Source organism: Pseudomonas sp. P116 (assembly GCF_020149425.1).
GTDB lineage: Bacteria > Pseudomonadota > Gammaproteobacteria > Pseudomonadales > Pseudomonadaceae > Aquipseudomonas > Aquipseudomonas anatoliensis.
The window spans coordinates 260,842-274,435 of sequence record NZ_JACVHB010000002.1; the positions used below are offsets into that span (position 1 = coordinate 260,842).

Genomic DNA, 13,594 nt, shown 5'->3' on the forward strand with positions numbered 1-13,594 from the left:
TGGAGCGCTAGCACACCATCCGGAACGACCTCGCCTGCGGTACATATATATTGCTTCAATGCGTATGTTTATCAGGATTTGTCGACACCCTCCGGCCGCCGGGAAGCCCGAAGTTGTCTATGCTGTGTGCAAGCAAGACCACTGAAGGAAGGGATTTATGGACGATCCAAAGGACAACAAGCCACCAACGTTATGGCAGATGCTGCACAGCGTGATGGCGGCAGCTTTCGGGGTGCAAAGCGGAAAGAACCGGGCGCGTGATTTCACTCACGGCAAGCCGAGTCATTTTGTGGTGTTGGGGGTTTTGTTTACAGGCGTGTTCGCACTGACGCTGTTCGGCATCGTCAAACTGGTGTTGCATCTGGCCGGGATCTGAGTCCGGCGGCGGCCCTACGGACGTCGCCCGGACTGTGTCGATTATTGATGACTGACCCAGAACACCGCCGTCCCTACTACCAGAATAATCAGGAACAAAATGGCCCATGCGTCAACGCTGCTGTCGCTTTTCCTTGCCTTGGTCGGGTTGCTCATTGCATCGCCTCTTATCGGTTTTATCGGTGATTGCAGAAAGACTCGACCACAGTTAAGACGATGATTGTCCGCACGACAAATGTGGAATAGGTAATAACTGTTCTCGTTAGGCGATTTGGTTCTTTACATATACTCAAACATCACTTTTGCGCATAACTGCAAACGGGTATATTGCCCCGGCTCCGTTATGGAGCGCGCGGCCGTGCGCGCAGAATTGCAGAGGCACCATCGGACTCCAGCAAGCGAAAACGCAGCGTTTTCCGAGTAGCCCAAAGCCTGAGAACAGGACTTATATGTACGTATACGACGAGTACGATCAGCGGATCATCGAGGACCGCGTCAAGCAGTTCCGTGATCAGACCCGACGCTATCTGGCAGGTGAGCTGAGCGAAGAAGAATTCCGCCCCCTTCGCCTGCAAAATGGCCTGTACATCCAGCGTTTCGCGCCGATGTTGCGTGTGGCGGTGCCTTACGGCCAGCTGACTTCGCGTCAGACCCGCATGATGGCGAAGATTGCCCGTGACTACGACAAGGGCTACGCCCACATCAGTACCCGGCAGAACGTGCAGTTCAACTGGCCGGCGGTGGAAGACATCCCGGACATCCTTGCCGAACTGGCCACCGTGCAGATGCACGCGATCCAGACCAGCGGCAACTGCCTGCGCAACGTCACCACCGACCAGTTCGCCGGTGTCGCTGCCGACGAATTGATCGATCCGCGCCCATGGTGCGAAATCGTCCGTCAGTGGACGACCTTCCACCCGGAATTCGCCTACCTGCCGCGTAAATTCAAGATCGCCGTCAACGGTTCGACCGCTGACCGTGCGGCCATCGAAGTCCACGACATCGGTCTTGAGCCGGTGCACAACGCCGCTGGCGAACTCGGTTTCCGCGTGCTGGTCGGTGGTGGCCTCGGTCGTACCCCGGTGGTGGGCGCGTTCATCAACGAGTTCCTGCCATGGCAAGACTTGTTGAGCTACCTCGACGCCATCCTGCGGGTCTACAACCGCTACGGTCGTCGTGACAACAAATACAAGGCGCGGATCAAGATCCTCGTCAAGGCACTGACCCCAGAAGTGTTCGCGCAGAAAGTCGATGCGGAAATGGAACACCTGCGCGGTGGCCAGACCACTCTGACCGAAGCCGAATTGCAACGTGTCGCCAAGCACTTCGTCGATCCGGATTACAAGTCGCTGGACAACCAGACTGCCCAGTTGGCCGATCTCGACAAAGAACACCCGGGCTTCGCCCGCTGGCGTACCCGCAACACCCTGGCGCACAAGAAGCCGGGTTATGTCGCCGTAACCCTGTCGCTGAAGCCGACCGGCGTTGCCCCGGGCGACATTACCGACAAACAGCTCGACGATGTCGCCGATCTGGCCGAGCGCTACAGCTTCGGTCAACTGCGCACCTCCCACGAGCAGAACATCATTCTTGCCGATGTCGAGCAGGAAAAGCTGTTCACCCTGTGGGGCGAACTGCGTGAAGGCGGTTTCGCCACGCCGAATATCGGCCTGCTGACCGACATCATCTGCTGCCCGGGCGGTGATTTCTGCTCGCTGGCCAACGCCAAGTCGATCCCGATCGCCGAATCGATCCAGCGCCGTTTCGACGACCTCGACTATCTGTTCGACATCGGCGAACTGGACCTGAACATCTCCGGTTGCATGAACGCCTGCGGTCACCACCATGTCGGCCACATCGGCATCCTCGGGGTGGACAAGAAAGGTGAGGAGTTCTACCAGGTGTCCCTCGGCGGCAGCGCAAGCCGTGACGCAAGCCTGGGCAAGATCCTCGGCCCGTCCTTCGCTCAGGACGCCATGCCTGACGTGATCTCGAAGCTGATCGACGTGTACGTGGAACAGCGTACCGAAGACGAGCGCTTCATCGACACCTATCAGCGTATTGGCATCGACCTCTTCAAGGAACGCGTCTATGCAGCGAATAATTAAGAACAACGAAGTCGTCGACGAAACCTGGCACTTGCTGCCCAAGGATTTCAACATCGACGAGATCAGCAACTGCGACGATCTGATTGTGCCGCTGCAACTGTGGCGTGAACACAGCCGCATGCTCCAGGCCCGCGACGGCGGCCTGGGTGTGTGGCTGGACGCCGACGAAGAAGCAGAAGAAATCGGTGACGACGTCGCCGAGTTCCAGGTCATTGCGCTGAATTTTCCGGCGTTCACCGACGGCCGCAACTACTCCAACGCGCGTCTGCTGCGTGACCGTTACGGCTTCAAAGGCGAATTGCGGGCGATCGGCGATGTCCTGCGCGACCAGTTGTTCTACATGCACCGCTGTGGCTTCGATGCCTTTGCCGTGCGTGCGGACAAAGACCCGTACGAAGCCCTGGAAGGTCTCAAGGACTTCTCGGTGACCTATCAGGCGGCCACTGACGAACCGCTGCCGCTGTTCCGTCGCCGTTAACGAACAAACCTTGAACCCCGCCCGGGGTTCAAGGCGCCTGCCCCGCCACGTCGGAACTCAGAATCAAGCAACTTCCTCGGCAGGCAGCGTCACGGCTGGATGTCTCGCCAAGGCTGCAGATGTAAGGCGCTGGACCAGTCGCGCATTCTCGTTTTTGAAATTTTCGACGATCGCCTTCAGACGTTGAGAAGCTTCAGCGCGCTGCAGATTCTCCTGCACTTCAAACTCCCTGAAGGCTTGAGCGCTACGCTGGGTAATAGCGTCAAAATCTGCCGGATAAGTCGCAACCAGGTATTCGTACCAGAAGATCCGGTTATTGAATGAGGTCAGCAACGCGTCGTCTGCCTCGGCTTTGACGACCTCTTCGTAAGCGTGCTGAAGCTGTGCGGGGGTAACGTCAACATTCTGGATGAAATTCATTTCCCTGGGCTGAGCAGGCAGATCCAGACGCCGCGCCAGCCTCACGCGGTAGATCAGACTGAGTTCCTGTGCCTGGGCGTGGGTCATTGGCCCGACAAGCGTGCGACGACCGATCTCGATCATGGCCTGACGCTCTACCTCCTGCAATCGAAACAAGCCCCTCATCAGATGAACCAGCTCTCCTTCCAGTGTGCGATTTCCGGTGCGCGCCGCATGCACGGCTCGAAAACACAGGACCCTCACCTCGATATCGCTGAATTGCCCCGACACATTCTCCGCCCCCACTCGCCCGATGCGAGCCATTCGAAACAACGTGCGGCGCAGCATGTCATCTTCGCCCGCAGCCTCCAGCACGTTCCATACACGCCGACTCAAGTCGATTTGAAGCAGATTGAACTCCGCTGTGTCGTGCATCTGTGCGAGCAGATGAAAGAAATCCCTGGACCATGGATAAGCCGACAGTGAGTCCCAGAGTGCCTGTCTGGAGGCCAATGCATCACCGGTCAGGCCGCGCATCCAGATCGAGCCGCGTCTGGCCGAATCCGGCTGGACTGCCGCAACCTGATGGTACTCGGCGGCCAGAATTCCCAGACTGATGCCGCTGGATCGTTGGTACTCGGCTATTTCACGCAGACTCGAGGTAGAAAACGGATTGCCATCAACATTGGTCCCGCGGTTCAACGCAGGTTCAGCAGAAAAAACCGCCTGAGGGATTTGTGCGATCAGGTTGTCACGCAGGTCAAGTGTGCGCAGCGTCGACAGTGCGTGAGCGCCGACTGGCCATTCGACTATCTTCGTACCGCGTAATGCAAGGCGTTGCAATTGTCGCAGCGCGCTGACGTCCGGAGTGCGGCCCAGGGCAGGATTGAAGCTCAGGTCAAGGGCGTGCAACTGATCCCTGTTCCCCAGCCACTGGACCGCTTCCGGCGTCAGTTGAATCTGGTTGTCGCTTAAATCCAGGCTTCTCAATCTGGACATGGCAGCGATCGCTTGAGGGACTCGGGTCAACTGATTGCGGGTCAGACTCAAGGTGCGCAGATTGGCGAAGTTGTGCAAAAACCTGATAAATCCGGCGCTGGTTCCCACGCTGTCCATTTCCAGCGTACCGACATGACTGAAATCGCCGACGATCATCGGCAGTTCGCCCAGAGGTTGCGGATCGAGTCTCAGAATGTAGAGCGTCTCCGGCATGTCGGGTGTAAGGCCGGTCTCCTTGCGCCAGGCGCGCAATATAGAGTGTGCTGCCCGCTCTTTGCTGTGCCTGGGGACCTTGAGCCTGGGTCCGTCACCCTCCTGATAATGCGTCGGGCGATTGATCCAGCGCTCCAGTGCAAAACGGATGGTCTGGAGTTCCTGGCGCATTGCCTCGAGCTTGCGAGTGACCAGCACGTCATCGCTGCCCAGCGTCGTCAGAAAGTGCTCGATCAGGGCGGGCGAGTGAGACGGATAGAGCTCCTGAGCACGCTGCACCAATGCTGCCGAATGTTTTGATGCAGGAGGCAGTCCCAGCAACGTAGCGTCCACAATCAACCGGTCGGCCAGCCCCATGGGTGATCGATATCCCGTGCGCTGCGACTTGATACCAATGGCCAGGGCAATGGCATCACGCCGCTTCAATGCCAGCTCGGTGATTTTCTTCCTCAAGCCGACGCCTGCATCGTTGGCCTCGACGCCTAGTGCTTTGCGGGCACTGACCGGCAAGCCTTCCCAGAGCGTTTGAAAAAAATGCGCCCGCGTGCGCTGCAGGTGTGTGGCCAACACCTTGTTATGGCCATCGGTCGCTTTGAACTTGTTCGGGTAAGCCTCGATAAAGAGTTTATTGTCAGCGTCAGTCGTTCCAATGCTGGCCTTTTTCTCTGAATGCAAGGCCCACTCCGTGATCTCCACAAACACGTCATTCGTCCAGCCCGGCAAGTGTTTGACGGTGTTGAGCACCAATCGGTCCGAGTCCAGTCCGCCAGCCGCGTCAAGGTACAGCCCTTCGTAGGCCCGATTCAGGCGCACCACCTGCGCGTAGCGCCGCGCTTCCTCCACCAGTCGCAAAGGCACAATTGCATTGTCGAGCTCTTGCCACTCGCTGAAGTCGGCGTTGTGCACCAACTCATCAGCAACACTGAAGGGCAGGTCCGCAAACTTTTCCCGAATCACCGCGGCTCTCGGCTCCGTGCTGACATCCAGACGCTGGTAAACCCGGGCAAAAAGGGGCAGTTTCTTGCTTTCCGACTGCTCGGCTAACACTTTGCTCAAGGCTTGAGCCTGGCTCGCCGCATCCGTCGTCGTGAGGCCAAGCAAGCGCGTGCGCTCCTCACCTCTAAGGGCACTCAGCAGCGCGGGATAGAACTGCCCCTTTTCCAATAGATCGTTTGCGAGCGTTATCTGTCGGGGAGCAGAGACGGACCCATAGTGACTGACCTCGCTGCCGCCTGTATTGCGGATGCTGATGCTCACGTCCTTAGGCCAACGGCCCATTTCGGTCAACAGGTACAATTGCAGGTCGGGATCGGCTTGGGGCGCAGATAACGGCGTGCGCATGCTTTCAACAAAATGGCTGACGTCTTTGTCTGCGCGAAAGCGCCGAACCGTGTCGACCAAGGTCGCCATGGGCCTGGCGCGGTCCAGGAAGAGCTGACGCAGTTGTTGTTCGTCGATGGCGCTGGTGGCGAGAATCTGTGCGCTTTCGCTGTCCGAAAACTCTTCCTCGCGATAGCCGAGGCGCCGGAACAACGTCAGCAGGTTCCATTTCTGCGGCAGTTCGGAATCGTGGCGCCACGCACCGACGCCGTTCGTTTCCATCACGGGTGAATAGCGCTCTGGCGAGGTGGGATGCTCGACCTTCCACAGATCTGTGCCCTTGATGGGACGTATCGCAAAAAGATCCGTGCCGGCTCGCATGTATTGCCGTTCACGCCACGTGACAAGTCCTTTCGCATCTGCCGCGAGGCTGCCTGGCACCGATGAGGTCTGCTGATACGCCTTCAGGTCCGGTTTCCACAACTTTGTGGGAGCAGTGCCCACCGGAACTGACCGCAAGCGCCCGATCAAGCTCGAGGACTTCATCGTCTTGAAGCCTTTACCTGCCGCCTTACCCGCGCCAGCCATCGCCGCCATCAGCATCAGGTTTTCAATGACGTCAAACATGTAGTCCGTAGCTTGTTCCTGCTCACCCTGGGTCCAGCTCTCGATACCTTCGTAAACCTCTGCGAGCAACTGAATCCCGGCAATAGCAAACATGACCTCCCCGACAACCGGAACGAACGATGAGAGAAACAGCAGCGTATTGAGACCAATGGTTTTATAGGTCTCCAGCCTGTCCAGGCGTGTTTTCTCATCCTCGTCATCCGTGGGCACCACCAGCAATCGCGCGTCAGCCAAGACATGGGCCGAGCGCTGTTGATACATCAGTGAAAACACCTCTTCTTTGATATCGAATCCATCGAGCGATATGTATCGAGCGGATACAGGAAGCGGCAAGCCACCACTGTTTGGATTCAACAGCCGACTAGTTAGAAACGCAAGGAAACCGGGCTGCTCACTCAACAAGATAAAACGCATGAAGAACTTGCGAAAGTCGGCAGTTCTCAAACGTCTACTCAGTTCGGTTTCAAATTTGGTAAACGATGAATATTCCTTTATCGGGTGCAGCGGGTCCCCGGGAAGGTAAACCACGCATCGATAATCTTCATCGGCAGGTTCAGTGACAGGGCCCACAAACATTGCTCCGTGCAGTGTAAGACCGCGCATTTCCAGTCGCTGATAACCGGGCGTATTGTTACCCAGTTTAAGTGGCACGTCACCGCGCCTGACGGCCTTGAGCAGTGTATATACATCGGCACTGATATGCTTTTTCATGAATGCAATGTGCACATCAACTTCGAACTGGTCTTTTGCAAATGCAACATATTTATCGTGCAGATTATCCTCTTTAAATATCGTATTGATGTGATCTTGATACTGCTTGCCCAGATCCAGTGAGCGACACAGTTTCGCAAACTCTTCAGGTTTTATCTGCAGGATCTTGTTGGTGCGGCCGGTGATACGCTCCGGAATATAGATCAGTGAATTGCCGTCATAGTTATCCGAGCGAGCCTCACTGGCCTCGAAGTTTTCGCACGCTGCCAATAGCAAGTCCCGGCCAATCGGCGTGACGAGTTTCTTGCGCAATTTGAGAAGGCTTGATATCGAGCGTATGTGCTGAAAGACCACGCCTGTTGTTTCGCACGGCATGTGCAACTTTTCCGAAAACGCAGTTTCCAGTAAGGGTCTGCAATATTTTTCAGGTGATTGAAGTTTGCGCAGCGTCGCGGACGCTGCGGCTCGGGACACAAAGCTTGCCATCAGGCTCTTGCGCAACGCGGCACGAACTTCTGATGAAGCCCCAAGCACCCAACCGGGCATTTGCTGTTTAACAACGGAAAAGAACGCACCCTGCTGTTCCGGCGTCATGGTGGGCAGGACGGTAGTGGAATTTTTCGCAGACATATTGATCAACCTCAGACTGATAAGAAAAACCAGACTAACGCTGAATAACTTATTAAAAAACGCTGATTAACTGATCAATAACTGCTTAAACAAGTTTGATTATAAAACTATAAAATACTTATTTACCGCACTCACAACACTTGAATGTGAAGGGCGTTGTCACCGACGCAATGACAACACCCTTCTCACCAGCTTTTTACCAGAAGCGTTGCTGGGTCAACCGACTCCACCAGCTCAACAGCACGCGGTCCACCGAACTGCTTGCCGCCATGCCGATACGTTCTTGCAGGCTTTTGCGCTCGGCATAATGCAGGTGATAGACCTCGGCCTGTTTGGCCTTCTGCGCAAGGTACTCGTCGCTGGTCTTGAGTTCATCGACCAGTTGTTTGTCCAGTGCCGCGATACCCAGCCAGACTTCCCCGGTCGCCACGTCGTCGATGGCAAGTTGCGGGCGGTAGCGAGCAACGAAGTTCTTGAACAGTTGATGGGTGATGTCGAGGTCTTCCTGGAACTTCTCGCGGCCCTTTTCGGTGTTTTCGCCAAACACGGTCAGGGTGCGTTTGTACTCACCAGCGGTCAGCACCTCGAAATCGATATCGTGCTTCTTCAGCAAGCGGTTGACGTTGGGCAACTGCGCAACCACGCCGATCGAGCCGAGAATGGCAAACGGCGCACTGATGATCTTCTCGCCAATGCACGCCATCATGTAGCCGCCGCTGGCCGCGACCTTGTCGATGCACACGGTCAGAGGCACGCCGGCTTCGCGGATACGCGCCAGCTGCGAGGACGCCAGACCGTAGCTGTGGACCATGCCGCCGCCGCTTTCCAGACGCAGGACAACTTCGTCCTTCGGCGTAGCGAGGGTCAGCAACGCAGTGATTTCATGACGCAGGCTCTCGGTGGCCGAGGCCTTGATGTCGCCGTCGAAATCCAGCACGAACACCCGTGGTTTGGCCTCGGGTTTTTTCTTCTGCTTCTTCTCGCTCTTTTCGGACTTGGCCTCGCCCTTGCGCAAGGCCTTGAGCTGATCCTTGTCGAGCAGGGTCTGCTCCAGACGCTCACGCAGGCCTTTATAGAAATCATTGAGCTTGCTGACCTGCAACTGCCCCGCCGACTTGCGCCGCCCCTTGCTGCGCAACGCGGCAAAACTGGCGAGCACCACCAGAATGGCGATCACCAGGGTGACGGTCTTGGCCAGGAAACTGGCGTATTCGGTGAAAAACTCCACAGAGACTCCTCAAAACGATGCGTGGATGTGCGGCACACGCGGAATGGCTCCAGCATACCCATGCGCCGGCTCGTCGACCAGCCGTGAAACCTCTGGCAACACCCCTGTAACGGGCATTTCAAACAAGCGTATGTTTTTTCATTGACAGCTCCCCGGCATCCTCATAACCTCGCCAAACCTTCAACGTACCGGGACGACGCGGACGTGGGCAGCATCTATCTGATTCGACATGGCCAGGCCTCCTTTGGTGCAGACGACTATGACGTCCTGTCGCCGACCGGTGTGCGTCAGGCAGAAATCCTCGGTCAGCACCTTGCTGAACTGGGGATTCGCTTCGATCGCTGCCTGGCAGGTGATCTGCGCCGCCAGCAACACACGGCCACCAGTGCGCTGGAGCAATTCACCGCCAAAGGCCTGTCGGTGCCGACGCTGGAAACCGATTCCGCGTTCAACGAATTCGATGCCGACGCGGTAATCCGCGCCCTGCTCCCGGCGATGTTGCCCGACGAGCCGGAAGCCCTCGATATCTTGCGCAACGCCGCGCAAAACCGCGGCGAGTTCCAGCGCATTTTTGCCCTGATCATCGAGCGCTGGCTGGCCGGCACCTATGACACACCGGGGCTTGAAAGCTGGCTGGGCTTCGTTGAACGGGTTCAGGCCGGATTGCATCGAATTCTTGAACAGGCCGAAAAAAACCAGAAGATCGCGGTGTTCACCTCGGGTGGCACAATCACCGCCCTGCTCCACCTGATTACCCAAATGCCTGCGAAACAGGCTTTTGAATTGAATTGGCAAATCGTCAACACCTCGCTCAACCAGCTGAAGTTTCGTGGTCGCGAGGTGGCTCTGGCTTCCTTCAACAGTCATGCCCATCTGCAACTGCTGAAGGCCCCGGAACTCATCACTTTCCGCTGAGTCCGGATTACTGTGACCCTTGCTGTAATCACCCAGCTCCTATTACCCAAGAAAGGATCGAACCATGACCTCCGTAGCTGATGCCGTACAAGCAATGAAAGCCAAGTTCAACCCAGCCGCTGCTGCCGGCCTGGATCTGGTCTTCGGTTTCCGCATCGACGACACCAAGAACTTCTCGCTGATCGTCAAAGACAGCACCTGCGAGCTGCAAGAAGGCGAGAACCCGGACGCCCAGGTCACGCTGGTAATGGACGGCGAAACTCTGCAAGGCATCGTTGACGGTTCGACCGACGGCATGCAAGCGTTCATGGGCGGCAAACTGCGCGCTGAAGGCGACATGATGCTGGCGATGAAACTGTCCGAGCTGTTCCCTTCGTAATACCGCTGTTCAGTGACAAACAAATCCCGCCCATGTGGCGGGATTTTTGCGTTTGGCGCCAACGTTTTAGCAGGGCGATATCCCTGTAGGAGCTGCGGCACGCTGCGATCTTTTGATCTTGAAACAAAAAACAAGATCAAAAGATCGCAGCGTGCCGCAGTTCCTACAGTTTTTTTGTTGAACATCAGTGTGGGGGCAATTCGTCACTTCGTCCGGCCGCACAACATTTGGCGACACAACGTTGACCAAGATCACTGACGCACACCTTGCCACTGATTACTCTTCCCGCTCCATCGAAGGCCAAGGAAGGCTCACCGGGAGCCTGCGGCTGATCCCATTCAAGGAAGAATCTTCATGCGACCACTCAACATTATTCTGCTGTCATCGGCGTTCAACGGCCTGACCCAACGCGCCTGGCTGGAACTGCGCCAAGCCGGGCACTCACCCAGCGTTGTGGTGTTTACCGACGAGGCGACGGTGTGCGAACAGATAGAACACAGTGGCGCCGACCTGGTGATCTGTCCGTTTCTCAAGGACCGCGTTCCGCAAGCGCTGTGGAGCAATACCGCACGGCCAGTGGTGGTCATTCACCCCGGCATCGTCGGCGATCGCGGTGCGAGTGCGCTGGACTGGGCGATTACCAACGAGCTGTCGCGCTGGGGCGTGACAGCGTTGCAAGCGGTCGAGGAAATGGACGCCGGACCGGTATGGGCCACTTGCGAGTTCAACCTGCCGGCAGGCCTGCGCAAATCCGAGCTGTACAACGGGCGGGTCAGTGATGCGGCGATCCGCTGCATTCGTGAAGTGGTCGAGAAGTTCAGTGACGGATTCGTCCCAGTGGCGCTGGATTACGCCGATCCCAAGGTGCGCGGCCGCTTGCAGCCGAACATGAAACAAGTTGACCGCAGCTTCAGTTGGCATGACTGCGCACACTTCATCAAACGCTGCATCGACGCGGCGGACGGCCAGCCCGGCGTGCTGGCGAGCCTGGCCGGCGGGCAGTACTACGTGTACGACGCACACCTTGATTCACGCAGCGGCATCCCCGGTGAAATTCTCGCTGTACACGACGATGCGGTGTTGGTCGCGGCCGGCGATCAGAGCGTGTGGATCGGCTCGCTGCGACGTAAACCGCAGCCCGGCGAAGAGACGTTCAAGCAACCGGCGCGGCATATTCTCGCCGGGCAATTGGCCGCTGTGCCGACGCTGGACTGGTCGATTGCCAGTCAGCCGTTCTGCGACGAGGCCTATCAGCCGATTCGTTACCGCGAATCCGGGCATGTCGGTGAGCTGACCTTCGAGTTCTACAACGGCGCCATGAGCACCGAACAGTGCAAGCGCATGGTCGAGTCGTTGCGTTGGGCCAAGTCCCGCGACACTCAAGTGTTGTTGATCAAGGGCGGGCGCGGGAGTTTTTCCAACGGCGTGCATTTGAATGTGATTCAGGCGGCAAAGGATCCGGGCGCTGAAGCCTGGGCGAATATTCAGGCAATCGACGATGTCTGTGAGGAATTGCTGACAGCGCGGCAACTGGTGGTCAGTGGCGTGACCGGCAGTGCTGGCGCTGGCGGCGTGATGCTCGCGTTGGCCGCAGACATTGTGTTCGCCCGCGCCGACATCGTGCTCAATCCGCATTACAAAAGCATGGGTTTGTACGGCTCGGAATACTGGACCTACAGCCTGCCCCGCGCAGTCGGTCCGGCAATGGCCGAGCAACTGACTCAAGCCTGTTTGCCGGTGAGCGCGACTCAGGCATTGCAAATGGGCATGGTTCAGGAGATCGGCCCGCGCTGCCCGGATGAGTTTTCGCTGTGGTTGCTGCAACGGGCCAACGGCGTTCTGACCGATCCGACCTACGCCGCCGTGCGTGAACGCAAGTTGCGGATTGATCAAGAACTGATCCGGCAATGTCGCGAAAGCGAGTTGCAAGAGATGCAGGAAGACATGCTCTACAACCGCAATGGGTTTGCCGAGAAGTGTCGGAATTTTGTCTACAAGCGCAAGGTGTGTGGTACGCCGGCGCGGCTGATTGAGGATTGGGCTCGTCCATCACCGACACTGCAACCCTGCGCGATCTCGGTGTAGGAGCTGCGGCACGCTGCGATCTTTTGACCTGTTTTTCAAAGACAAGATCAAAAGATCGCAGCCTCGTTCTACTCGACAGCTCCTACAGGGTTTTGTGTCGAGCACAGATCTTGCGTACGGCCGCGATGAACGATGACGTGGTATCGGCCCTGCACTTACAATGCCCCCACCTCAAACACCGGCCCGCCCATGGACATCGACCTCGCTCGCACCTTTCTGGAAATCGTCCGTCACGGCAGTCTTGCGGCGGCGGCGCAGAAGCTGTTCGTCACCCAAACGGCGATCACCGCCCGGGTGCAGAAACTCGAAAGCCAGTTGGGCAGTACGCTGTTCGTGCGCAATCGCGCCGGGGCGAAATTGACGCCCAATGGAGAGGCCTTCGTGGTCTACGCCAATCAGCTGGTGCAGACCTGGGAAGCGGCGCGACGCGACCTGCCGCTGCCTGAGGGCTATCACAACGTGCTGCACATCGGCGGCGAAGTCAGCCTGTGCAACCCGCTGATGCTCAGTTGGGCGGCCGAGCTGCGCGAGAAGATTCCCGGGCATGCCCTGCGCATGGAAATCCGCGACGGTGAAAACCTGCTGCGCCAGCTAGAACTCGGCGTGCTCGACGCGGCGCTGGTCTATCAACCGGAATACTGGCCGGGGTTGCAGGTCGAGCAGGTGCTGGAGGAAAAACTGATTCTGGTGCGCGCGCCTGATCGCCCGGATCCCTACGTTTATATCGACTGGGGCCCGGACTTCCGCCGCCAGCACGACGCTGCCCTGCCGGAAAAAGCCAAAGCCGCGCTGAGTTTCAACCTCGGCCCACTCGCCCTGCAATACATCCTCGAAAACGGCGGCAGCGGCTACTTCCGCACTCGCGTTGTGCGCACCTATCTGGAAAGCGGCGCACTGGAAACGGTGACCAAAGCCCCGGAATTCGGCTATCCAACTTATCTGGTGTACTCGCGTGATCGCGACTCGGCGACATTGCAGCAAGCCTTCAATCTGCTGCGTGAAGTGATTCGCACCGATGACGACTGGTCGCAACGCTGGAACCCGCTGAGCTGACGCAAGTACGCGGGCGAGCGCTTTACACCGGATCATGGCGCATGTGGCCTCAAGGTCCGGGCTGCACAAATGGC

Annotated in this window: 9 protein-coding genes; 7 read left to right on the top strand and 2 right to left on the bottom strand. The window is 57.6% G+C overall.

From position 1 onward, the window contains the following. The first annotated feature begins 157 nt into the window (after positions 1-157). From ICA15_RS07495 to ICA15_RS07505, 3 genes are all read left to right on the top strand, one after another. Positions 158-376, top strand: coding sequence for a DUF2970 domain-containing protein (locus ICA15_RS07495; RefSeq protein WP_210552873.1), 219 nt, complete (start codon positions 158-160; stop codon positions 374-376). Between the two features lie 448 nt (positions 377-824). Continuing rightward, positions 825-2,483 carry a nitrite/sulfite reductase gene (locus ICA15_RS07500; RefSeq protein ID WP_210552874.1) on the top strand — a complete coding sequence of 553 codons (1,659 nt, stop codon included), beginning with the start codon at positions 825-827 and terminating at the stop codon, positions 2,481-2,483. Continuing rightward, positions 2,467-2,961, top strand: a complete 495-nt coding sequence (locus tag ICA15_RS07505; RefSeq protein WP_150602473.1) for a DUF934 domain-containing protein — start codon at positions 2,467-2,469, stop codon at positions 2,959-2,961. Before ICA15_RS07500 ends, ICA15_RS07505 begins: the two co-directional genes overlap by 17 nt. A gap of 63 nt (positions 2,962-3,024) precedes the next feature. Here the strand turns inward: ICA15_RS07505 and ICA15_RS07510 are convergent, their stop codons facing one another. Then, positions 3,025-7,860, bottom strand: coding sequence for an NEL-type E3 ubiquitin ligase domain-containing protein (locus ICA15_RS07510; protein ID WP_224450867.1), 4,836 nt, complete (start codon positions 7,858-7,860; stop codon positions 3,025-3,027). A gap of 196 nt (positions 7,861-8,056) precedes the next feature. After that, positions 8,057-9,088 carry a protease SohB gene (gene sohB / locus ICA15_RS07515; protein ID WP_150602474.1) on the bottom strand — a complete coding sequence of 344 codons (1,032 nt, stop codon included), beginning with the start codon at positions 9,086-9,088 and terminating at the stop codon, positions 8,057-8,059. A 204-nt stretch (positions 9,089-9,292) separates the two neighbouring features. Here sohB and ICA15_RS07520 point away from each other — a divergent pair, with 204 nt between their 5' ends. From ICA15_RS07520 to ICA15_RS07535, 4 genes are all read left to right on the top strand, one after another. Continuing rightward, the gene (locus ICA15_RS07520; RefSeq protein WP_150602475.1) at positions 9,293-10,003 is read left to right on the top strand and encodes a histidine phosphatase family protein; all 711 of its coding nucleotides are present in this window, start codon (positions 9,293-9,295) and stop codon (positions 10,001-10,003) included. A 64-nt stretch (positions 10,004-10,067) separates the two neighbouring features. After that, complete coding sequence (locus tag ICA15_RS07525) at positions 10,068-10,382, top strand: SCP2 sterol-binding domain-containing protein (RefSeq protein ID WP_007946492.1); 315 nt, start codon at positions 10,068-10,070, stop codon at positions 10,380-10,382. 354 nt (positions 10,383-10,736) lie between these two features. Beyond that, positions 10,737-12,467, top strand: a complete 1,731-nt coding sequence (locus tag ICA15_RS07530; RefSeq protein WP_210552875.1) for a hydrogenase maturation protein — start codon at positions 10,737-10,739, stop codon at positions 12,465-12,467. A 189-nt stretch (positions 12,468-12,656) separates the two neighbouring features. Beyond that, positions 12,657-13,520: a LysR family transcriptional regulator gene (locus ICA15_RS07535; RefSeq protein ID WP_042559420.1), complete on the top strand. Its 864-nt coding sequence runs from the start codon at positions 12,657-12,659 to the stop codon at positions 13,518-13,520. The last annotated feature ends 74 nt before the right edge of the window (positions 13,521-13,594 follow it).